General features: G+C 38.7%; 22 protein-coding genes. 5 read left to right on the forward strand and 17 right to left on the reverse strand.

Translation table 11 applies throughout. The features are described 5' to 3' along the window. Positions 1–164 precede the first annotated feature (164 nt). Positions 165–1,337 carry a PucR family transcriptional regulator gene (locus I6758_RS02490; protein ID WP_196603622.1) on the reverse strand — a complete coding sequence of 391 codons (1,173 nt, stop codon included), beginning with the start codon at positions 1,335–1,337 and terminating at the stop codon, positions 165–167. A gap of 192 nt (positions 1,338–1,529) precedes the next feature. Between I6758_RS02490 and I6758_RS02495 the strand changes: the two genes are divergently transcribed. Further along, positions 1,530–2,633, forward strand: coding sequence for an iron-containing alcohol dehydrogenase family protein (locus tag I6758_RS02495; protein WP_196603623.1), 1,104 nt, complete (start codon positions 1,530–1,532; stop codon positions 2,631–2,633). A 161-nt stretch (positions 2,634–2,794) separates the two neighbouring features. Here I6758_RS02495 and I6758_RS02500 read toward each other — a convergent pair whose 3' ends face one another. Beyond that, positions 2,795–3,262 (reverse strand): pyridoxamine 5'-phosphate oxidase family protein, encoded by a 468-nt coding sequence (locus I6758_RS02500; RefSeq protein ID WP_196603624.1) that lies wholly within the window; start codon positions 3,260–3,262, stop codon positions 2,795–2,797. Beyond that, a complete protein-coding gene (locus I6758_RS02505) occupies positions 3,222–4,007 on the reverse strand; it encodes a GntR family transcriptional regulator (RefSeq protein ID WP_196603625.1) in 786 nt (261 codons plus the stop codon). Before I6758_RS02505 ends, I6758_RS02500 begins: the two co-directional genes overlap by 41 nt. 224 nt (positions 4,008–4,231) lie before the next feature. On the opposite strand from I6758_RS02505, the gene I6758_RS02510 reads away from it, so the two are divergent. Both I6758_RS02510 and I6758_RS02515 read left to right on the forward strand, forming a co-directional pair. Continuing rightward, positions 4,232–4,921: a triose-phosphate isomerase gene (locus I6758_RS02510; RefSeq protein ID WP_196603626.1), complete on the forward strand. Its 690-nt coding sequence runs from the start codon at positions 4,232–4,234 to the stop codon at positions 4,919–4,921. An 18-nt stretch (positions 4,922–4,939) separates the two neighbouring features. After that, complete coding sequence (locus I6758_RS02515; RefSeq protein WP_196603627.1) at positions 4,940–5,461, forward strand: YjbQ family protein; 522 nt, start codon at positions 4,940–4,942, stop codon at positions 5,459–5,461. 50 nt (positions 5,462–5,511) lie between these two features. Here I6758_RS02515 and I6758_RS02520 read toward each other — a convergent pair whose 3' ends face one another. After that, entirely contained in the window at positions 5,512–6,705 is a 1,194-nt protein-coding gene (locus I6758_RS02520) for an MFS transporter (protein ID WP_196603628.1), read from the reverse strand. 18 nt (positions 6,706–6,723) lie between these two features. Then, on the reverse strand, positions 6,724–7,179 hold the full coding sequence (locus I6758_RS02525; RefSeq protein ID WP_196603629.1) for a MarR family winged helix-turn-helix transcriptional regulator: 456 nt from the start codon (positions 7,177–7,179) through the stop codon (positions 6,724–6,726). A gap of 166 nt (positions 7,180–7,345) precedes the next feature. Between I6758_RS02525 and I6758_RS02530 the strand changes: the two genes are divergently transcribed. Next, on the forward strand, positions 7,346–8,221 hold the full coding sequence (locus I6758_RS02530) for a PhzF family phenazine biosynthesis protein (protein ID WP_330998009.1): 876 nt from the start codon (positions 7,346–7,348) through the stop codon (positions 8,219–8,221). Here I6758_RS02530 and I6758_RS02535 read toward each other — a convergent pair. The 5 genes from I6758_RS02535 to I6758_RS15185 form a co-directional block, all read right to left on the reverse strand. Next, positions 8,211–9,158 (reverse strand): DUF1848 domain-containing protein, encoded by a 948-nt coding sequence (locus I6758_RS02535; protein WP_196603631.1) that lies wholly within the window; start codon positions 9,156–9,158, stop codon positions 8,211–8,213. The two genes, I6758_RS02530 and I6758_RS02535, sit on opposite strands and share 11 nt — an antisense overlap. A 4-nt stretch (positions 9,159–9,162) precedes the next feature. Further along, positions 9,163–9,717 (reverse strand): bifunctional transcriptional activator/DNA repair enzyme AdaA, encoded by a 555-nt coding sequence (locus I6758_RS02540; RefSeq protein WP_196603632.1) that lies wholly within the window; start codon positions 9,715–9,717, stop codon positions 9,163–9,165. 33 nt (positions 9,718–9,750) lie between these two features. Then, positions 9,751–10,434 carry a DNA alkylation repair protein gene (locus tag I6758_RS02545; RefSeq protein WP_196603633.1) on the reverse strand — a complete coding sequence of 228 codons (684 nt, stop codon included), beginning with the start codon at positions 10,432–10,434 and terminating at the stop codon, positions 9,751–9,753. Continuing rightward, the gene (locus I6758_RS02550; protein WP_196603634.1) at positions 10,424–10,909 is read right to left on the reverse strand and encodes a methylated-DNA--[protein]-cysteine S-methyltransferase; all 486 of its coding nucleotides are present in this window, start codon (positions 10,907–10,909) and stop codon (positions 10,424–10,426) included. Before I6758_RS02550 ends, I6758_RS02545 begins: the two co-directional genes overlap by 11 nt. A gap of 205 nt (positions 10,910–11,114) precedes the next feature. Then, on the reverse strand, positions 11,115–11,315 hold the full coding sequence (locus I6758_RS15185) for a DUF4405 domain-containing protein (RefSeq protein WP_196603635.1): 201 nt from the start codon (positions 11,313–11,315) through the stop codon (positions 11,115–11,117). 349 nt (positions 11,316–11,664) lie between these two features. On the opposite strand from I6758_RS15185, the gene I6758_RS02560 reads away from it, so the two are divergent. Then, complete coding sequence (locus I6758_RS02560; RefSeq protein WP_196603636.1) at positions 11,665–13,719, forward strand: methyl-accepting chemotaxis protein; 2,055 nt, start codon at positions 11,665–11,667, stop codon at positions 13,717–13,719. A gap of 316 nt (positions 13,720–14,035) precedes the next feature. Here I6758_RS02560 and I6758_RS02565 read toward each other — a convergent pair whose 3' ends face one another. The 7 genes from I6758_RS02565 to I6758_RS02595 form a co-directional block, all read right to left on the reverse strand. Further along, positions 14,036–14,962 carry a 1-phosphofructokinase family hexose kinase gene (locus I6758_RS02565; protein WP_196603637.1) on the reverse strand — a complete coding sequence of 309 codons (927 nt, stop codon included), beginning with the start codon at positions 14,960–14,962 and terminating at the stop codon, positions 14,036–14,038. Between the two features lie 18 nt (positions 14,963–14,980). After that, positions 14,981–15,838, reverse strand: a complete 858-nt coding sequence (locus I6758_RS02570) for a tagatose bisphosphate family class II aldolase (protein ID WP_196603638.1) — start codon at positions 15,836–15,838, stop codon at positions 14,981–14,983. An 87-nt stretch (positions 15,839–15,925) separates the two neighbouring features. After that, on the reverse strand, positions 15,926–17,302 hold the full coding sequence (locus tag I6758_RS02575) for a PTS galactitol transporter subunit IIC (RefSeq protein ID WP_196603639.1): 1,377 nt from the start codon (positions 17,300–17,302) through the stop codon (positions 15,926–15,928). Positions 17,303–17,330: 28 nt separating this feature from the next. Continuing rightward, positions 17,331–17,606: a PTS galactitol transporter subunit IIB gene (gene gatB, locus I6758_RS02580; protein ID WP_231038468.1), complete on the reverse strand. Its 276-nt coding sequence runs from the start codon at positions 17,604–17,606 to the stop codon at positions 17,331–17,333. A gap of 38 nt (positions 17,607–17,644) precedes the next feature. Continuing rightward, positions 17,645–18,112: a PTS sugar transporter subunit IIA gene (locus I6758_RS02585; protein ID WP_196603640.1), complete on the reverse strand. Its 468-nt coding sequence runs from the start codon at positions 18,110–18,112 to the stop codon at positions 17,645–17,647. A gap of 5 nt (positions 18,113–18,117) precedes the next feature. After that, entirely contained in the window at positions 18,118–20,058 is a 1,941-nt protein-coding gene (locus tag I6758_RS02590) for a BglG family transcription antiterminator (RefSeq protein ID WP_196603641.1), read from the reverse strand. 211 nt (positions 20,059–20,269) lie between these two features. Further along, the gene (locus I6758_RS02595; protein ID WP_196603642.1) at positions 20,270–21,316 is read right to left on the reverse strand and encodes a galactitol-1-phosphate 5-dehydrogenase; all 1,047 of its coding nucleotides are present in this window, start codon (positions 21,314–21,316) and stop codon (positions 20,270–20,272) included. Positions 21,317–21,613 lie beyond the last annotated feature (297 nt).

Consider the following 21,613-nt stretch of genomic DNA (forward strand, 5'->3'; position numbering starts at 1 on the left):
AAATTGGCAAACAAAAAAAGCTGCACAAGAAAGATATCCTGCCGCAAGCTTCATTGCTTTGTTTATAAGACTTTAACGTGCTTAAGTTTACGCCATTCCAGCGGGGATTGTCTATGTGGCCTTTATACAAAAAAACGCTGCCCCATTTATTCAAACTGCATAAGTCATTGAATAAAATTAAGAAAAGTTTTCATTTTAAATGCTATGCGAAAGTTGAGTCTTGTTTCAGAATCGTCCATGCGGCAGCCTGTTATTTCTTCTATCCTTTTCAAGCGGTAAGTAAGGGTGTTGCGATGGATGAAAAGTCTTTTTATCGTTGCCGCAGCATCTTCATTTTCTTCCAGATAGATTTCAAGAGTTCTTGTGAATTCGGAACTGTTTTTTTTATCATATCGCAAAAGATCGCCCAATACTTCTTCATAATAATTTTTTATAAAAACGGCATCGTCGATATAATAAAACAGGCGGAAAATATTTGTATCCTTATATGCGACATATGTCCGATCACTGCTTTTTTTAGCTATATTAAGAGCAAAATGCGCCTCTTTATGACTTTTGCGCATATCAGAAAAGTCCTGATATGATCCGCCAATGCCAATAAATACATTAAGGGAAAATCTGTTAAATAACTTTTCATGCAGAGCAGAAGGAAATTGCCGGGATTTGCTGTATTCTCCTATGATAAATGCAGCTTCATTGCCATTCCATGTAAAAAAGCACGGCTGCCCATATTCCGCAGTTATTTCCTGAAAAAGAACCGACAGCTTTTCTTCCGGCTCATCAATACAATCCAACTGGTTTGTTTTAAATTCTACCAGCATGACCTGCTTTACACCCTGCAATTTATGATCGTCAAATAAAGCTGTGTCAAATATTTTCTCTCCGGTACCGGTATCAGAAAAAAGCATCTTTTTTACGAGTCCCTGAACATTTTTATATTTTGAACGCTCTGCCAATATGAGTTCGCCTATCTTGCGTGTCATATTGCCAAGTTTTATATCCCATGGCACGGAAAAGACAGGGATTTTCACCATATTTGCATAGTCTATAACATCTTTGGGGATGTTGTGAATATACCGTCCTGTATTGATGATAAGCCCTGCGCCATGCTTTTCATATATTCCTTTAAGCATTGCCAGTATTTTTTTATCATCAGAACCTATTGATATTCCTGTCATCAGCACCAATTCATTATTCTGCAAAAATTGTATTTCTTCTACTCCTTCTATGGCGTGAAACCAGCGAATTACACGGTCAAGTCCTTCGCTGCCGCCGCTTAAGCTTATTTTGCGATCAAGAAAGGAAAGACTTAACAATTTTCTGCAAGTAATAGGCATGAGAATTCCTCCTCCCACTTAAAATTTTACCACATGTATATATTTTTTTCTTGTTTTTTTTATATCCATAGTGCATTTTAACGAAAATAGACTATGGTATTTGGCAAAAGTTACAGATATATTCAATATCTATTGACATTAAATATATACCATTTATACTTAGTGGCAAATTCGAAAAAAGAGGTCATTTTAATGCAGACAATGAAATTTGCTATGCCGACGAAAATATTTTTTGGGAAAAATTGCATAAGAGAACATCATGATATTTTTACACTGGGGAAAAAGGCTCTGTTGGTAACGGGACGTCATTCAGCTAAAATAAACGGTTCGCAGGATGATGTTGAAGCGGTTTTACGCGGCAATCATATACCGTATGCTGTGTTTAACGAAGTTGACAGCAATCCAGATATTCCTACTGTATACAAGGGTGCGGCGGCAGCCAAGGCAGAAGGCGCTGATTTCATTATTGCCATAGGGGGAGGATCACCTATGGATGCGGCAAAGGGAATCGCATTGCTTGCGTGTCAGGATATTGCCGAAAATGATTTATTTTCCGGCACTTATGCCGAAAAAGTGCTGCCGATGATACATATTCCGACCACTTCAGGCACGGGAAGTGAAGTAACGCCTTATTCTATTCTATCCAATCATTTGGCGCAGACCAAAAGTACAATTGCGACTCCTTTGATTTTTCCGGCATATGCATTGTTGGACCCAGCTTATCAAAAAAATTTGCCTGTTAGTATAACAGTCAATACGGCACTTGATGCGCTTTCTCATAATATCGAAAGTGCGTTGTCAATAAAAATTAACCCTTTGATTGGCCAGATAGCGCAAAGCGGTATCAAGCAGATTGGTGAATGCCTGCCTGCTTTGGCAGAAGGCGGATTTACCGAAGAAATACGTGCTAAACTTATGTATGGTTCTTTGGCAGGAGGGCTTTGCATAGCCCATACGGGAACCAATATCGTTCATTCGCTGGGTTATTCTCTTACATATTTCCGTAATATAGATCACGGGCGGGCCAATGCACTTACCATTGCCAGTTATCTCCATTTCATTGCAGCCGGTGCTCCGGAAAAAGTTTCATCTATTCTGTCGGCGATGCAATTTAATAATATCGAACAATTCAGACAATATATCGATCAAATTCTTGGAAAGAAAGAAGATTTTACTGTAAGCGAATTGCAAAAATATACACAGATAGCTCTAAAGGCAAAAAACATAAATACAAGTCTTATTGCTCCGGATGAAAGTGCTGTAATGGGATTTTATACTGACAGTTTGCTGCGTTAATTGTTCGAAAGCTGCTGTCGGAGGACGAACGTAAAAAGGATAATAATCCATGAATGAAGATGACTGCGGTTATCGGATAAAGTGCGCTTTTGTAACAGGAAGCTCTTGTTTTAATGAGCTTCCTGTTATTTTTATGCGCTGACCTGTTTTTTGCTGGGAATTTATTCGTGTTCTTTGCCTGTAATAGCGGATATTTCTATTTTCAGTACGGTTGTTTTGGCTAATGCTCTTTCTATATATTTCAGACCTTCATCGTAAAAATCAGGACTGTATTTTTTTATTAGAGCGGAAAGCCCCCTTTTTTTATCTGTTTCGTCATTGACCATTGTGATTTTACCGAAAACAATGGCTGATTTGAATTTGGTAGAAAATTTTTGCGGCATGAGCTGTATATCTATGACAGCAGATAGGCAGACATTTGCATTGCGTGCTATATTTTCCAATTTATAACCTGCTGAAGCGCAGTGCAGATATATGGTATTGTCTTCATAAACGAAGCTTATCGGTATAGCGTAAGGTTTGTTTTCCTCATTAATCATTGATAAGGTAGCAAACTGCGCTTTTTGCAGAACATTTTCGGCATCTGCGTCAGATATCTGCCTGTCTTTTCTTCTCATTTCTCTGAGCATTTTCAAACATCCTTTCATTTTGTATACTCGATATTATTCTGAAACGGCTTTTGTAAGCATCTGCCTTAGAGGTTGCATATTGAATAATATTGGAATCTTTGTCATATGTCAATATTCTGGTAACAGAAAGAGGATCACCTTTTTTCAAATTTAAGTGTGTAGCCTCCTGCATATCGGAACGTTTCACTTCTATGGTTTTGTCCTCTTTATAAGGAATGACATTATTTTCCTCCAACGTTTTAAATAAAGAAGCATTTGCAAAATCTGTTTCCAAAAGATGCGGGCAGATGTTCAGCGGAATATAATCGTCAGCTAAGGAATAAAGTTCGTTATTTACGTAGCGCAATCTTTTTAGATGAAAAACCATCTCTTCCTTTTTTAAATTCAAAGAGGCGGCAATATCAGTATGCGGGAATTCAATATCCTGTTGCAAAACGTAACTTTTTGTAAATTTACCGGCAGAACTTAAAACCTGGAAAAGCCCCAATCCATGACCACTGGTATTAGAATAATCAATCGGCACTTTGTTGCCGATATAAAAAGAACCACGTCCCTGAATTTTTGTTATGATTTTTTCCCGTTCCAGATTTTCAAGGGCTTTGCGTATAGTAGGACGGCTGACATTAAATTGCTGACATAATTCACGTTCACCGGACAATGGCGAAAAGTAAGCCATATCGTTAAAACTGGCTAAAAGAGCCTGCTGTACCTTTAAGTGCAAGGGACTTGTTTTTTCATTTTCCATTTATTTTCTCCGTTATTTATAACCTTGTAATTTATATTCTATTATAAACTATAGACATTATCAACTGAAATAAAAGCAAAGATATTTATTTCAGGACAGAATAAGATATATAGATATATTAAAAAAATAAAAATATTTTTAATATTATGTCTTGATAATATATATTACCGATGGTAATATATATTATAACCGATGGTAATAATATATAGTTTGGAGGTATTGAAATGGGAAAAGTAAGAAGTCCCTTCTTAGTTGTCAATCCTAAATCGTATTTGTATGGTAAAAAATCTCTCGAGTTAGCGCAGGCAGTCGATAAAATAGCTCAAGAAAGTGGTCTGCAGATTTTTTTTACCTGTCCTTTTGCTGATATTCGTTACGTCAGAGAAAACACCGGCTGCATTGTCGTTACGGCACAGCATATGGAATCATTGAAACCGGGACGCGGAATGGGGCATATACTTCCTGAATCATTAAAGGATGCCGGAGCGGGAGCCGTTTTCCTGAATCATGCCGAAAATCAGCTGACCTTATCCGAACTTTCCAAGACTATTGACCGTGCGAAAAAACTTTCGATGATAACTATAGCTTGTGCGGATTCATTATCGGAAGCATTGTCCATTGCCCGGTTTTCCCCGGATATTTTATTATGTGAACCCACTGATTTGATTGGGACAGGACAGGTAGCTGATAACAGCTATATTTTAGAGACCACGTCACAGATCAAAGCTGTTGATCCGGATATTGCTGTGATGGTTGCATCAGGCATAACTACAGCTGAGGATGTCTACAATGTTATCCGTCTCGGTGCTGACGGTACCGGCGGCACCAACGGTATTTTGAAAGCACCGGATCCCGTTGTCCGCGTTCAGGAAATGGCAGATGCCATGTTAAAAGCATACAAAGAAAAAGCATAATAACAGGAGGTCAAAAAAATGACTGTATATAAAGAAACCATTTCTTTGCAATCTCACGGACAGAGGCCGACATTTATTGACATAACAACTCAGGTGAAAGAGACTATCGCGAAAAGCAATATTCGAAACGGCATATGCACCGTAATATCACCGCATACAACCTGCGCTGTTTTTTTTGAAGAATTTGTTCATGATCGCGATAAAAATGGAGATGAATTTCTTCAAACGGACTTAAACAATGTTTTGAAAAAAATAATTCCTGATAATACCGCCCAGGGACAATATAATTATCCCGGCGAAAAGCATTATCAGGAAGTGGAATCCTGGCCTGAAGCAGAATTTTATCTCCCGGGGGGAGACCGCGATGCACTCTTAAACTGCGATGCGCATTTAAAAGCTACTCTTATAGGATCAAGCCAGATATTCGATGTTGAAGAAGGAACTTTAGGGGTCGGTACTACAGGCTATATTTATTTTGTGGATTTCGACAGAGCCAGACAACGCACCAGAAAATGTAAGATAATAATTATGGGAGAATAATTATTATACCAATGGATTTTGAGGTTCCTGCGGACAGGAGCCTCTTTTTTTTATGCAGTCAGACTTTGCTTATCTGTTTTTTCTTCAAAGGGTTTCACTAAAATAAAAGAGCATATTGCCGCCAGTAAGGCAAATACTGTCAATAATTCCATGGTCGCAGTCAGACCGTACTTGTCTGCGAATATACCCATCAAAGGAATGACCATACCGCCTACACTGAAGTAAAGGCCCAATGTGACACCGGATGCAAAACCTACACTGCGTGCCAAATAATTTTGACCCAGGACAACAATGGAACTGAATGGAGAGAAGATGGCAAAACCGATCGGTATCATCAGTACATAGCCAATAACGGCATTTTCCGTACGCGACAGCAGAAAGACCATAGGAACGAGAAGCGCATAGCTTATTTGCACTATTTTCAAATAGCCAAATTTGTCGGCCATCATTCCCCCGATCATCGTCGTAACAATGCCGAACATAAACAAGATGGTCAGCGCAGAACTAGCTGCAGCCTCAGAAAGTCCCATCTGAGCTACAAGATATAAAGGAATAAAGCTTCTCAACCCGCAAATAACAAGTGAACTGCAAACGATCAGCATAGTAAGCCTCGAAAAAGCACTCCAATGATTTTCTCTGTCGGGTATCGTTGAATTATTATTTCTTTTTTCAAAATTTGTACTGGTTGCTTCTATTTCTTTTTTTATATTGGGCACAATAAACAATAAGATAATAGACATCACCAGTGCAAGTATACTGAAAACTAATGTGCCTTTCATGCCAAAAGCACTTATAAAGGCCACTACAATTACGGGTCCAAAAGCAAATCCGGCGTTTCCGCCCATAGAAAAGATACTTAATGCAGTTCCTTTTTTTTCACCCGAGATCTTATTGACCATGCGCGCTGCCTCTGGATGGAATATAGCACTGCCGATTCCGCTTACAGTCACTACCGCAAAAATAATCCAATAATCTTCAAAAAGACCAATGGCACCCATTGCCACACCCGAAAGGCAGATCCCTAATGACATTATCCACACTTTGGAAATCCTGTCTGCCAGCCAGCCGAAAGTAGGCTGAACGATAGATGACAAGAAGCATGCCGCAAACATCAGCCCTGATACATCCTTATAATTCATGCCATAATTCGCAATGAAAAAAGGCAGTACAGCAGGTAAGATACCCATGCCTATATCATTGAAGAAATGTCCGGCAGATAATGCATACACGTATTTTTGCGTCATAAAAAGTCCTCCGTTTTTCTATTTTAAAATTTCTTTTGAATGCTTATCATACATAATATTTATATCTTCCAAAAATTTTAAGATGACATTTTGTTCTGCCGATGTATAAGCCTTTAAAAGTGCTAATTTATTTTGCATAGCCTTATCATGGTATATTCTGTGTGTTACGTAAATTTCTTTTCCTGTGTCTGTTAAATAAAAATACAGCTCTTTATTATTTTCCACTTTTTTGTGACAGTCAATTAATTTTTTTCTCAGCAATTTTTTACAAATTTTGCTTATTGCTCCTCTGGTCATTTTCATAGAAGCGGCTATTTTTGTTACATTAGCATCTTTTGTCTTACCTATATTATCTATACAGTGGGCCTCCGCCAAATGGATACCTTCAAATATTTTTTCATGGCATTGTTTTAAAATGTCAGGGCGTTCCTGAAATTTTGTAAGAGATTTTATGATCTGCATGGTTGTGTCCATATATCATTTCTCCCTGTTGTATTGTTTCCTTGGAAACAATACAAGTATAGCATAAGTTCATTTTTCTGTAAATATACTTATGCTATACTTAATCAAGGCTGCTGAAGAAATTCAGTTAATAATACTGAATCACTTATAGTTAGATAATGGAGAAAGGATGCTATTCGTGCAATATACTTATGATCTCTATGCATTAAATGCATTTTCCATAAAAGACACAGGAGGAAATGCGGCTGCGGTTATGTTGGACAGCAATGGGGTATCGGAAGAAAGTATGTTGAAAATTGCTGCAAAAATTAATTTTTCCGAGACAGCTTTTTTGCGAAAATTTTCTTCTGAAAATTATGGAACACGCTTTTTTACGCCAAACAAAGAAGTATCACTCTGCGGACATGCAACAATTGCTGCATTTACTTTGCTGCGCGAGAAGAATATAATTCCGTATGATAAAGTTATCTGTCAGAAAACACTTGCCGGTATGCTGACAGTACATATCGAAAAAAGTACCGTATTTATGGAACAGGCGCTTCCTGTTTTTTATGAACATGCCCCTTGCAGAAAAGAAATAGCTCCCTGCCTAAATGTATCGGAAGATGATATTTTCAATAATTTACCGATTCAAATCGTTTCGACAGGACTAAAGGATATTTTAGTTCCCATAAAAAATCTGGGTAGCCTGCTTTCTGTAAAACCAAATTTTGAGTTAATAAAGAAAATCAGTGAAAAATACGGCACTGTTGGTATTCATGCGTTTACGCTTGATACATTGCATGAAGGAACAGCACACTGCCGGAATTTTGCTCCTTTATATGATATTCCGGAAGAGTCGGCCACAGGAACATCTAACGGGGCGCTCGCATGTTATCTTTACCGAAATAAGATTGTTCCTCTCAGCAATAATATTCTAAAATTTGAGCAGGGCTACGTAATGAATAAGCCTTCGGAGATTATCACTAAAATCATAGCTGCCGATAATTGTATCAGGAAAATTTTAGTGGGCGGACAGGCCTTTGTAACAGAGCTGCTGCACATCACGGTATGAAAAATAACCGTTGGCATTGTTCCTTTACCGAAAGCATTTTCTTTTTAGTGATAACGGCTGCTTTGGGTATAGGTCCAAGCAGAACCGGTGCTGTTAGGGCATGAAAGGCTGCACGATACTGTCCGCTTTGCGTGGAAGAAGCAGCGTAACAATATATGCAGCCATGTGGACAGGAATCATATGTGCCAATTTCCACACTTTCCATACAACCGCAGCCGGGACGCTGATTTGTATCTTTTTTTGAACGGACAGAGCAGCCGAGAATATTTTCAATTAGTTTTGCATCAATGCATGCGGCATGTTCTATTCCATACTGCTGCAATTCTATTGCTTCACAGCAGGTTGCCAGCTGTATCTTGTGTTTGCGGGCAATTTTGGAAAAACCTTCCGCGATTCGCAGCATAGCTGATTCCTGCATTTGAATCAGTGCGGCATTTTGCAGGTTTTTACGTATTTTTGCATAAAAATCCAAAAAACTGAAAATACATCTACTCGTATATCCTTCCAAAGCAGCAGCCATTTTATTAAATTGTTCTAAATGCCAGCTGGAATCAATCTGCTTTGTGCATATAATGGGATCATACCGCCATATTACTTTTTCGGCACCGATCAGCCTGCTAAGATCACGAAAAGTTTGTATCAATATGGTTTTAGACGGCAAATATTTTTCTATTTCCCGATCATACGGTGTTAAAGTAAACTGGAAGTAAAACGGATATCCCATCGCAGCAATTTCATTTAATTTCGGAAGCATCGGCGCAGGATTCTTTGTCCAAAAGACAAAGCAGTCAACAGTCTCCGGCCGCAGCTCCACTCGGCTGTAGTTTAGAAGATTTCTTGGATTGGGAACTAATACATATCCTTCCCGCAGACGATTGAGCAGCCACGAAGAATAAAAAGCAGGAATATCCGTACGACGGCTGGCACTCACGATCATAGGTTTATCTCCTCACAGAAAATTTTTTTCGATATGCATTCGGTGAAATTCCCACTAACCGATCAAATTGCGCGTAAAAAGTGGAAATACTATTAAATCCGCTTTGTAAGGCGACCTGCAAAATAGTATCTTGTGTATCGGAGAGTAAGATTTTTGCATTGGCTATGCGCAGCTCTTTTAAATATTTTACCGGAGTTTTTTTATAATGGTGTTGAAATAACTGAATAATTTGATTTCTGCCAAGACACAGCTTCTCTAATTCTTTTTTTAATTGAACATGATCCCCAAAATAACGATCATAGGTCAATCTTATTTTTTCGGCGTTCTCTCGATGTGGCCGGAATTCCAATAAGTCAGGACGGCATCGCTTGCAAGGGCGAAATCCGCTCTTTCTGGCCTGTTCTTCCGCAGTAAAGAAAATTATATTTTCTCGTTTGGGATTTTTGGATTTACAAGAGGGACGGCAAAAAATTCCTGTTGTTTTTACACCGTAGAAAAATTTGTTATTATACGAAGCATCACAAGCTAGTACCGCTTCCCATTTTTCCTCTTCTGTCATGGATTGTCCTTCCGTCAATTTTTACCTTTTTAGTCAATGCCTTTTCATAGCGCGTATCTGTTTTTTTATATCTTTATCTACCTTTAATGATTCCGTAATCTTCTGCAAAGCCTTATTATAGGTAAAATCGTCTAAACAATTCTTCTGCAGATACTGAAAAGTAATTTCAGGGAACTGAATATAACAGATGGAAATTGCCCATGCAACTGCCATCTTTGCATAATACCCGTCATGCCGCACCATATCAAGCTGATGAATGATTTCTGCAATGTGAGTTTTATCAATGTAGTAAAAAATTAACATGACTACCGCGAAGCGAATCTGAAACTCTTCATTTGATTTTAAATACGGCTGTAAAAAATGCCACATCTGCACCGGGCATTCTTTTGTAAACTTAAGGCCGGTGCAAAAACTGTCACACACCGACCAGTTGCTGATTTTAGGGATAAATGACTGTATATAGGAAAATCGTTCTTCCGGCGGGCAGTTTACAGCACCTATCACTATTCCCTGCAGCATGATTTCCTCAAAGGAAGAATCCTGCGCTGTTTTCAGATATCGATGCCAGTCTGACCGTGTAAGCTGTTTTGCCATTTTGCGAAGCAAGGGAAGACGCACTCCGAGAATATGTTTCGTATGCGGAAGTAGTCCTGAAGAAAAAATACGATAGTTTTCTTCTGCCAGTGCTTCAAGTTGGTGTCTGATTTTATCTTGCATCCGTTTTTTCTTCCTTATTGGCTCGTTCCAGTTTCAATAACCTTTCCTTGATCGCAAGACCAGCCGCATAGCCAACCAGTTTTCCGTCCGCACCAATGACTCGGTGACATGGTGTCACGATCAGGAGAGGATTTTTATTGTTTGCCATTCCCACAGCACGGGAAGCGTTGGGATTACCGATCATTTCCGCTATTTGCTTATAGCTGCGTGTTTCTCCATACGGGATTTTACGCAGGGCGGCCCATACACTTTTTTGAAAGGCTGTTCCTTCAGCGGCAAGCGGTAGATCAAATTCTCTGCGCTGCCCTGATAAATATTCTGTGATCTGTTTTTCGGCTTCTTTTAGCATAGGCGTTTGTGATCCGCCTGTTGTTTTTTGCCGATTTTTTGTAAGAAAAAGTTCTGTAATAGAACCGTCAGTTTCAGATATTCCTATTGTTCCTAACTCTGTTTCAATAAAATACGTATATTTCATAGGTTTTTCCTCCCCTCGGTGGATTTTGCGGTAAAATCCCCTGATCGTAATAAAAAACGGCTGCAGTTTTACAAGAGAACTTATCCGTATTTTAAATATACTTGATATTTATTTATTTGTCTTCCGCTTTTGCACCATCAAATTTTATTTGCGGTGTGGTATATGCTGTCAGCTCTTTGGCGGCAGGCTTATTTTATCATTTATACTATTTGTTTTTTAAATAATGCGAGATACTGTTTCTATTGACGTATATATGGAATATACTGCTTATCAGAAAAATATAGCTGAAGATTTCGTGAATTATCTTGTAGTTGAAAAGGCGATAAACTTTCAGTGAAAGGCAAATACCTGTCAAAGAAATAATTATAAAAGAGAGCATAAGTGTGTAAAAAATAATTTTTTTCATAATAACCTCATATCATATAATAACTTGTATTTTGAAATGATCCATGCCGATAAACATAACAAGGATATTATAAATCCTTTTTGAAAATAGTAACAGCCTTATAATAAATTTAACACCAAATTTTTTTATGATAGTGTATTAGATGGGGTAACGGTCTTAATGAGAAAGGTTTGCCAAGGTGCAGCGCAGGATAGTTGTGTTTAATTCTGCTATCTGAAGAGATGCTCCTTAACATAAACGTAACATTAAAATAATATATACTGCATCATGGAATGTTAAACTGAACGTATAAATATTTTTTGATTCGATTGTGTCTTATGAAACATATTCCACGGAGGGGGAAATGAAAATGAAGGGCATCACAAAGAGCATTAAGACACTTTTTATTATTGGAACAGTAGGAATGGTAATTCTGGTCAGTGGTATTCAAAGCGCCTATAGCATTTATCAGTTTAAGCAGAATATGGAAAGTGAAGTTCAGAATAATTTGCGATATCAGTCTGGCGAAATAACAAACAGTTTATCAATTCCGTTGGCAGCGACAGCCAAATATGCGGAGCTTTTGTCGTATAATGTCAGCACTATGTCACATATCGATACTGATTTATTGCTGAATACTATGAATAAATATATTTCATCAGAGGTGCTTATTGCTGGCAGTGGTTTTTGGCTTGAGCCAAATATATATCAGCAGGGTATAACAAATTACGGACCATATGTATTCAAAAATGACGGCAAAATTGATGTGAGCTGGGATTACAGCAATGGTGTTGATGACTATTTCAAATATGATTGGTATAAAGATGGGGTGAAAGCAAAAAACAGCGGTTATTGGAGTGAACCTTATGAAGATGCTGTAAGCAAGGTCGCAATGATCACGGTAAGCTGTCCTATAAAAAAAGATGATAAAATTATTGGTGTAACTACGGTGGATATAGACTTGAGAGCGTTTATAGACTTCGTCCGCAATATAAAAATAGGCCAGACCGGATATGCTTTTGTTATAAGTCCTCAGGGATATTATCTTGGTGACAAGGATGACAATAAAAATCTTAAGGAAAAAATCGTAGATGACCAAAATCCCGCAGTACAGCAGCTTGGAACGGAAATCTTAAAATCGGCAGATACATTTTTGACCGAATCCTCAGCCTTTGGCGAAAACAGCTTTGTCATAGCCGCACCGATCGCCGAAACAGGAATGCATATGGTACTGGTATATCCTACTGCGGAAGCCTATCAGAATGTCAACAAAGTAATGATCATAAGCATAATTATCTTTATCGCAGTTGTCCTGCTGCTGGTAAGCTTCATAATCATGATTTTCAACAGAAAGATCGGCAGACCGATCGAATATCTGATGCATTGTGCGGAACAGATAGCCGGAGGAGATCTATCAACAAAAATAAATATAAAATCAGAAGATGAAATGGGAAGATTGGGCAAAAGTCTCAGCCGTATGACAGAAGACCTGCGCAGCGTTATTTCCCGTGTAGCTGACACCTCGCAGTCGGCCGCGGCTTCAAGCGAACAGCTGACTGCCAGTTCCGGCCAGTCGGCGCAGGCTGCCGATCAGGTTGCGTCTTTGGTAGCTGAAATCGCAAACAACGCATCTGTTCAGACAAAAGAAGTAAATGACACCACTAAAACCGTTGATCAGCTATTAGCAAGAATAAAAAAAATCGCTGACAATGCCGGCCATATCGCCGAACAATCTGCCAACGCTTCGGAAAAAGCCAAAAACGGCGGTCAATCAGCAGACAAAGCCGTCCTGCAAATGAATCAGATAGCCGCAGCTGTCAATGAATCCTCACAGGCGGTAGCAAAACTTGGAACCCGATCAAAAGAAATAAGCATTATAGTGGACGCCATTTCCGGAATTGCCGGACAGACAAACCTGCTGGCGCTTAATGCCGCGATCGAAGCCGCACGGGCCGGTGAACAAGGCAAAGGCTTCGCCGTTGTTGCCGAAGAAGTCAGAAAACTGGCGGAGCAGTCAGAAAACGAAGCCAAGAAAATCGCCCAGCTGGTCGGGGAAATCCAGTCAGACACAGAAAAAGCCGTATCTGTAATGCAGTCCGGCACTCAGGAAGTACAAACAGGAGCTGAAGTAGTAGACCTGGCAGGCACTGCCTTCAAAGAAATCATAACTTCAGTGGAAAATGTCTCCGACCAAATGAAAGAAATATCTTCAGAAATACAGAAAATGCTCTCTGACAGCGGCCATATTGCCAAAGCCTTTGAAAAGATCGATCTCAACAGCAAAGAACTGGCTGACGGAACACAAGGCATTTCCGCCGCCACACAGGAACAGCTTGCCTCAATGGAAGAAATAGCCAGTTCCAGCCAAACCCTTGCAAAATTAGCCGAAGAACTGAAAACACAAATAGCTAAATTTCGTTTATAATAATACGGAGATTTTATGCAGCGTGTTTTTTTGAATGCTTACCATAAAATTCAGAAACTGTTTTAAAGAAGAGTATGGCATGAGGAGCCTCGCTGCCTTATGTCGATATCATGCTAAGAAACCCCGCAGATTCGCTACGGGGTTTCTTAAATTTATTAACTACAAATCACTTTATATAATATAGATAGACTAAAAATTCCTGAGATAGTCTGTCTTATCAGATTTTGGGTTATAGCTCTGAGTTCTGCACTATGACCTCACAGTGATGCGAATGATATCATTTTTTGACATATAAAATATTTTAGGCAAGCCTCCGTTATAAATAATCTATTTTTATAAGCTGTTTAATATTCATAACATTTTCTTTTCTGATGAAACCGCTTTCCGGTTCAAGAACATTGGCCGTTCCACACGCAGAAGCAAATCGGATAGTTTCTTCAATTGGCATCTTATTGTTAAGCGATACCGCAAGTCCGGCCACATATGAATCACCGGATCCGACGGCATTAGTGACATTTAATACCGGGGGGACGGCATGATATATTTTGTCTTTATATGCCAGAACAGAGCCTTGTTTGCCAAGTGAGATAACCGGCATAGTTATTCCCGCCTCAAGAAAATTCTTTAATTCGCATACGGCATCTTCCAGATTATTAATTTTCCTGCCGGTAAGAGCTTCGATCTCATCTTTGTTTGGCTTGATAAAAAACGGCCTTGCGCAAAGCCCCTTTTTAAGAGCAGAACCGCTGGTATCCAGTAAAAAACGTTTATCGGCATCATGTGCCAAATTAATAAGCAGGCAGTAAAAATCATCACCAAGATTCTGCGGTAAACTACCGGAAGCCACAACAAGCGAAGCTTCCTGCAGTAATTTTTTATAGTGAAAAAGAAAAGCATCACGTTCATCCGGGGTAACTGATGGCCCGGGCTCTAAGATTTCAGTCTGCCTGCCATCTGATGTTGCGATATTCAAGCAGCTGCGGGTTTCAGACTGGATGCGGATACATTCGTTGCGAATATTATCCTTCCTGAGTTTACCGGCAATAAAATCACCAATATATCCGCCTAAAAAACCAGACACCATACATTTTTCACCAAGAATATTAATGATATTTGCTACATGAGTACCCTTTCCGCCGGCAGTATTTTGTACTTGTGAGGTGCGCATAGCCTGTCCATATTGCAGTTTTTCTATAGTATAAATTTTATCCAATGATGGGTTAAGGTTGATGACAAGTATCATAAATATATTCCTCTCGTTTCAATAACGATTTTCACTGCCGCACACTTTTATTTTATGTGCTGCAATCTTCGCCATAGCTTCTTTTCCCGGAGTCATATATTTACGCGGGTCGCTGGCAGAGGGATTTGCTGTAAAGAATTTTTTCACAGCATCAGCAAAAGGTATTTTTAAATCAGTCGCCACATTCACTTTACATATTCCCAACGCTATTGCTTTTTGTACCAGCTCATCAGGAACATCAGAAGCTCCATGCAGTACCAAAGGAATGTCCACCTTAGCACGTATATCTTTCAAACGATCAAAATCTAATTTCGGCACTCCTTTATAAAGTCCATGAGCGGTACCGATAGCAACAGCCAGAGAATCAATGCCGGTAGCCAAAACAAATTCGGCAGCAAGCTCCGGATCTGTATAAGCGCTGGCTGCTTCGTCTACGATCAGATCATCTTCCTGACCAACTAATTTTCCCAGCTCAGCCTCCACCGTGGTATCATATCTGTGCGCATAGGCTGTCACTTCTCTGACAAGGGCAATATTTTTTTCGAACGGTTCGCGGGAAGCATCAATCATGGCAGAGCGGAATCCCGCATCTATTGATGCTTTTATGTCAGTAATATTTTCATGATGATCAAGATGAACAGCAATGGGAAGATCAGTTTGCTTAGCTGCTGTCTGTGCCATTGCGACAAGATAATCCCGATCAGCATATTGTACAGTAGAAGGTGTAGCTGCAATAATCAGAGGAGACCGGAGTTGCACGGCAGCATCAACGATTACCTGCATTGTTTCCATATTATGAATATTAAATGCAGGTACTGCATAATGTTCATTTTGCGCTTTTAATAACATTTCTCTTGTTGATAAAATAGTGTGCATGATAAAGTCCCCCATATAAAAATTAGCAATTTTTTAGGAAAAAGTCTTAAAATAATATATAAGCAAAATTTCTGTGTACCGCTTGGATTATTCACTGCTGGGAATTTCATGGCTGCTTTTCGTAGTTTTGGCAATCTGATTTCTGTGCCAGACCCAGGTACATATGATACAGAAGATATAAGATATTCCGATTATAAGAAGACCGCCCATATCTGTATTATGCATGATTTGCGAAAGAATATAAGTTATCGGACTGCCGCCCTGATCAAGCGAAGCTACCTGAGATACACCGGCGCTTATCTGACCAGCATTTTCACCCAAAATAGTATGGAGACCGATCATTTGATTGGAAATCCAAATTGCCATGAACATGACAATTATTCCTGTAATCAATGTACGGAATAGATTTCCCTTGTGTACACCAACAGCTAAAGCAATAAAAAAGCCAATGGTAGGTAAATCGCCAAACGGTAAAATCTGATTGCCGGGGACTATGGCAGCAATAAAAATAGTTATGGGAATAAAAAGAAGTGATGCGGCAACGACACTCGGATCGCCAAGGAGTAAGGCACAGTCAAGCCCGATATAGAATGTAGAATTTTTAAAGCGTTTTTTAAGGACAGACTTAGCTGTTTCTGATACGGGCATAAGGCCTGCCATGATATGTTTTACGACTTGCGGCATTAAAATTATAACTGCGGCCATTTGAACACCAAGCGTGAGAATACCGCGAAGATCATATCCGGCAAGAATACCGATGATCACACCCAGGACTCCGCCCATAATGGAAGGATCTCCCAATGCACCAAATTTCTGGAAATGTTCGAGATTTATATCAATGTCACGAATAATGGGAATTCTATCGAGCAGCCAGTTGACAGGCACAGAAATTGGAGCAAACCAACCACTGTCCCCATGCGGCATCGCTATACCTTCCAAGCCAAAATATTCTTCTGTAACAGGTGCGAACCAATCCCCAATTTTATAAGCATAGGCAGCATGCAGTGCCACTCCCAAAACACCTAATGCATAACTTCCTGTTGCAATGTTGATAATCGCTCCGGTAAAAGCAAAATGCCATATATTCCAGATATCTATATTAACTACTCTCGTCATACGAAGTGTAAGCATAATAATATTCACAAGAATTGCTATCGGAATTGCGACGAGGGCTATACTGCTCGCCCAGGTCATAGGAGCTGCACCCGGCCAGCCAATATCAATAACATTCATAGACAGGCCGAAATTTGCAGACATTGCTTTGGCGGCTGGTGCAAGATTGCTTAACATAAGACCAATGACCAATCCTATTCCTATAAATCCAATACCTATGGAAAGACCGCATTTTAGAGCTTTGCCAAATGATTGTCCCAGAATCAATGCGACTATAAAAATAACAATTGGCAACATAACGGCCGGACCGAGATCAACAAAATATTTTACACAGGCTAATAAAATATCCATGAAACTACCTCCTGAAATTTATTGAAAATCACCGCAAATATGAAAGTATTTTTTCTTCTGTCTCTTCCACATTTATACCGCTGAGAAAGGGCATTCCGTTTACATAAGGTTTTCCAAAATCTTTTTTTATACGCATCGTCGTGACGATAAGATCCACACCACTGAGATTATTTTCAATTTCATTCATGCGAATCTGTAATATTTCTATAGGAATATTATTTTTATTACAAAGTTCTCTTATTGCCGTTGCGGCAACTGTTGAAGTAGCAACAGCACCACCACAAGCTACGATAATTTTTTTCATAATCATCTGCCACCTTTTTCAATTTTAAAATGAATAATTTATTGCATGTTTTCGAGCATAAGTGTTTGAAATTTTTCGGTATTATCAGCAATTAATAACTTTTGCATTAAATCATTTTGCTGAAAGATCCTAAAAAGTTTTTGCAGCATTGAAATATGGCCATTGGCTTCTCTCAGTGCCAACATGAAAATTATGGAAACGGATAATTTATCTTCCGAATCTTCCATGCTATGAAAAATAACGGGTTTTTTTAAGCGCAGGACAGCGATTCCATCTTTTAACACATTATTTTCCGGGGCAGCATGCGGAATAGCAACGCCGGACGATCGCAGGGCAATTCCTGTTGGAAAATCAAATTCCCGTTTTGAAACGGTTTTTATATAGGCCGGAAGAATATATCCAGCTTTGACAAGTTCATCCCCTAATATTTTTATTGCTGAAAAATTGTCACTGGGGATTTTGTCAAAAAAAATTAACTTCTCATTAAATAAAGTGTGCGTGCTCATTAATATCACTCCTGAGGGAACTGTTTTTTAAAATTTTTGATAAAGGTGTCATACGAAGTCTCGTGCAATATTTCTTTGACACCATTATTTTTTACAAGATAATTGAATAGTTTCAGAAAAATAGGTTCCCAAAGTTTAAATTGAGATTTAGCAATACTGATTAAAAAAACAAGCTGAACAGGCTGTTCATCCCATAAGATCGGTCTATCTAAAATGAGAATAGCGATAGATGATTTTGGAGGATCGTTGTAAACGGGATGCGGTATGGCCACTAAATTGCCGATTTCTGTAGGCGATGCATTTTCACGTTCAAAAACGGAGTGCTTGGCAAGATCATCCATGAGGCCTTTACTTTTCAATTGTTCGGTGAGAAACTCAAGAACTTCATTCCTTGTATTGAACTGCATATGCATATTAAAGCAATCTTTACGGAAAAAATCTTCTATTTCTGTTCCTATTCCTATACCTTGATGCAAAGAAAAATAATGCTGTTCCAGAAGATATATTTCCTTATTGTTCAATAAATGTTTTATCCAAATTATCTTTTCTGAGTCAATGTGTTTTATTGGAACCGTGGTGATCACAATGTCCACTGTTCTGAGCATATCCTCAGTAAGCTGATAGCCAGGAATTGTATCGACTATGACTATGCGGCTTTTAAAATGTTCTTCTAAACGGGATTTTAAAAGCACTGCGGTCCCCATGCCACTTGCGCAAACAAGCAAAACACGCCTTACACAAGCATCAGTTTTTATATCCTGCCGATTTAAAGCTGCACCAAAATGTACGGCAATATAGCCTATCTCATTTTCATTGACAATAATGTGTTCTTTTTGTTCGAGAAAATTGCTGGCAATTACAGCAATTTGAAAAGCCAATGGATACTCGGATTTTATAATGTCAATGACATCATTGCGAATATTCATTTTGAATTTCATTCTTGGAATAGATGTCTTAAGATGTAATGCCAGCCATTGAATTAGAGTATTGTCTTTAGAAAAATCAATATTTACATTTTCCTTAATATTGCTAATGATTTCTCTGACCAATTCAGTCATTCTCTGAATAGAAGAATCATCTGCCTCCATATATTTTTTGCTTGCCATGAGATGCTGAGTAAGATAGTAGACCTCACTGGTTGCCACATCAATTTTTGTCGCACGGTAAAGCTCTTCAAATATGGAAGATGCAACTTCGAATTCTTTGGTTTTTTCCATGAATCTGCTTTGATTGAGGGTATAAACGATATAGTTTTCCTGTCCGGCCCGCTTAAGGGCGATTGCAATATGCATGGAAAGATTTTGTACGGCAACATCTGTTAAATGAAGCTCATAGGCATTGATAACACGAAAAATAATATGTTCAATCAATGACAAATCAATTCCTTTGAAAACATTGCTGTAAAATGCATTACTTTGTAAAAAGGAAGGATTCTTTTTTTGCGAAATATATTCTGATATAAAATAGCGGAGTTTTGCCTCATTGCCTATAAGCCGCATTCCTTCTGTTTTATAAGAAGCAAATTCAAGCGAGTAAGGAGCTAATATTTTTGAAGCTTCTTTGATATTAAGCTTTAGAGTAGAAAGGCTGATATAAAGTTCATCAGCTAATTCCTGTTGAGTGAGAGAAGTATTTTTCAATGCGCATTGAAGAAATTTTTGGATGATAAAATCAACTCTGTCTTCCAGAGAAGCTGTATGAGAAACAGTTGCTCCTTGCAAAAAAAATTGAAAAAGTTTAGAATTTATAATTTCCAATACATAACCGGAACGTGTGCCAGAGTGAACTTTAATTCCATACTCATCTGCTGGTAAAATTAAGTTTTTTATATCGGAGCGAATTGTTCGAGAAGAAACACCAATATATTTTGATAGTTCTTCGCCAGTAAGACCATTTTTATGCTTTTGCAAAAGTTTGATAATCTTTTCTTGTCTATTGCTTAGCATATTATCATCCTCTCTATCTGAATCAAGCATAACAAAAAAACGGTGTCAAACATAGTTCATCTATTTCCGATAATAGCGGAAATGTTTTAAATATGTTTTAGTAATTTCCTAAGAAAGATATTTCTTTTTCCTCCTACTTATTTTACTGGTTGCTGATTAAAATAAAAAGCAGACATGCTATTGACAACATGTCCGCTTTTTATTTCAATATCTATTCCATAACATACATAACTTTGATGGCTTCTTGCTTCTTATCAAGCAGCGTTTCGAAAGCCTGATAACCGGCTGAAAGAGGAAATCTATGGGTAACAAGTTCGTCCACTTTCACTTTTCCAGCCTGAAGATATTCGGCAGCGCCGCTCCATTCTCCTCCAGGAAATGGGGCAGAATAACTCATCCAGGAACCCGTGACATTCAATTCACCGCGTAAAATAAGCTCAAATGTTTCTGCCGGAAAAGTGACATCTCTCGGCACTGTTCCTATATATACAACATGTCCCATTTTCTTTACCAATGCAGGAATCTGCGCCTGCAGGATATTAACTCCGGCTGTTTCAAAGGCGTAATCAACTTTGCCATGCTCGAAAAAATAATTTGATATATTGATTTTAGCCGAATTCAGTGTTTTATGAGCCCCCAGCTTTTTAGCAAGTACAAGTTTTGAATCATCAATATCGATAATATAGATGCGTTCCAAACCCTTTGCAAGTAAACATTGCATTGTCAATAAACCGATAGTACCGCAGCCATATACGATCGCCGAAGCACCGCTTTTTAAAATGCCAGCCCGCTCAACACCGTGGATAGCAACGGTAAGCGGTTCTATGCAGGCAGCCTGTTCATATGTTACATTATCCGCAATGGGAACAATATTTATAGAAGGAACAGAGACAAATTCGGCCATCGCGCCTGATTGCCGGGAGCCGACGAAAGAGTATTGGGTGCACATTGCAGGCTGCCCGGCAGAGCAGTTGGCGCAATGAGTGCACGGAATAAGAGGAGCAGCGGTAACACGCTGACCTGTTTTCAGATTTTTAACTTTACTGCCAATTTGAGTGATTTCACCAGAAAATTCATGTCCGATAATAATAGGATAAGAATGTACTCCACCATCTCTGGCACGTGGTAAATCCGAACCACAAATGCCGCAGGCATGAACTTTCACTAATACTTCATGATCGTTAATCTCTGGTATAGGAACGCTTTTATAATTTATTTTTTTTATACCTTCAACAACAAGAGCTTTCATTGTACCCATGGTCATTATCTCCTTTGCCGATAAATTCTGACAAAATTAGTATACCAAAAGCATCATATCTCCCATAGTTTGAAAATTTCCGTGTAGTGAGGAAATTATTGATGAATGGCTAAAGTGATTTTCCAATATTTAGTAACTTGACCATCGCTCAAGATGATAATTATTATTTTCTTTATTTTACATTTGTGAGTAATTTGTTATATGAGAAATATGCCGTTCTTTTGAAATATAAATTACAATGTTTTTGTGTAACGCAATCCGGCTGGCTAAAGAGCTTATTGCACAAGTAAAACTACA

It is taken from the genome of Pectinatus haikarae (genome assembly GCF_015732185.1).
GTDB classification, from domain to species: domain Bacteria; phylum Bacillota; class Negativicutes; order Selenomonadales; family Selenomonadaceae; genus Pectinatus; species Pectinatus haikarae.

Coding starts and splice junctions, on each gene's coding strand:
- I6758_RS02490 (WP_196603622.1), bottom strand. CDS start 1,337: ATGCCTATTACTTGCAGAAAATTGTTAAGTCTTTCCTTTCTTGATCGC.
- I6758_RS02495 (WP_196603623.1), top strand. CDS start 1,530: ATGCAGACAATGAAATTTGCTATGCCGACGAAAATATTTTTTGGGAAA.
- I6758_RS02500 (WP_196603624.1), bottom strand. CDS start 3,262: ATGCTCAGAGAAATGAGAAGAAAAGACAGGCAGATATCTGACGCAGAT.
- I6758_RS02505 (WP_196603625.1), bottom strand. CDS start 4,007: ATGGAAAATGAAAAAACAAGTCCCTTGCACTTAAAGGTACAGCAGGCT.
- I6758_RS02510 (WP_196603626.1), top strand. CDS start 4,232: ATGGGAAAAGTAAGAAGTCCCTTCTTAGTTGTCAATCCTAAATCGTAT.
- I6758_RS02515 (WP_196603627.1), top strand. CDS start 4,940: ATGACTGTATATAAAGAAACCATTTCTTTGCAATCTCACGGACAGAGG.
- I6758_RS02520 (WP_196603628.1), bottom strand. CDS start 6,705: ATGACGCAAAAATACGTGTATGCATTATCTGCCGGACATTTCTTCAAT.
- I6758_RS02525 (WP_196603629.1), bottom strand. CDS start 7,179: ATGGACACAACCATGCAGATCATAAAATCTCTTACAAAATTTCAGGAA.
- I6758_RS02535 (WP_196603631.1), bottom strand. CDS start 9,158: ATGATCGTGAGTGCCAGCCGTCGTACGGATATTCCTGCTTTTTATTCT.
- I6758_RS02540 (WP_196603632.1), bottom strand. CDS start 9,717: ATGACAGAAGAGGAAAAATGGGAAGCGGTACTAGCTTGTGATGCTTCG.
- I6758_RS02545 (WP_196603633.1), bottom strand. CDS start 10,434: ATGCAAGATAAAATCAGACACCAACTTGAAGCACTGGCAGAAGAAAAC.
- I6758_RS02550 (WP_196603634.1), bottom strand. CDS start 10,909: ATGAAATATACGTATTTTATTGAAACAGAGTTAGGAACAATAGGAATA.
- I6758_RS15185 (WP_196603635.1), bottom strand. CDS start 11,315: ATGAAAAAAATTATTTTTTACACACTTATGCTCTCTTTTATAATTATT.
- I6758_RS02560 (WP_196603636.1), top strand. CDS start 11,665: ATGAAGGGCATCACAAAGAGCATTAAGACACTTTTTATTATTGGAACA.
- I6758_RS02565 (WP_196603637.1), bottom strand. CDS start 14,962: ATGATACTTGTCATCAACCTTAACCCATCATTGGATAAAATTTATACT.
- I6758_RS02570 (WP_196603638.1), bottom strand. CDS start 15,838: ATGCACACTATTTTATCAACAAGAGAAATGTTATTAAAAGCGCAAAAT.
- I6758_RS02575 (WP_196603639.1), bottom strand. CDS start 17,302: ATGGATATTTTATTAGCCTGTGTAAAATATTTTGTTGATCTCGGTCCG.
- gatB (WP_231038468.1), bottom strand. CDS start 17,606: ATGAAAAAAATTATCGTAGCTTGTGGTGGTGCTGTTGCTACTTCAACA.
- I6758_RS02585 (WP_196603640.1), bottom strand. CDS start 18,112: ATGAGCACGCACACTTTATTTAATGAGAAGTTAATTTTTTTTGACAAA.
- I6758_RS02590 (WP_196603641.1), bottom strand. CDS start 20,058: ATGCTAAGCAATAGACAAGAAAAGATTATCAAACTTTTGCAAAAGCAT.
- I6758_RS02595 (WP_196603642.1), bottom strand. CDS start 21,316: ATGGGTACAATGAAAGCTCTTGTTGTTGAAGGTATAAAAAAAATAAAT.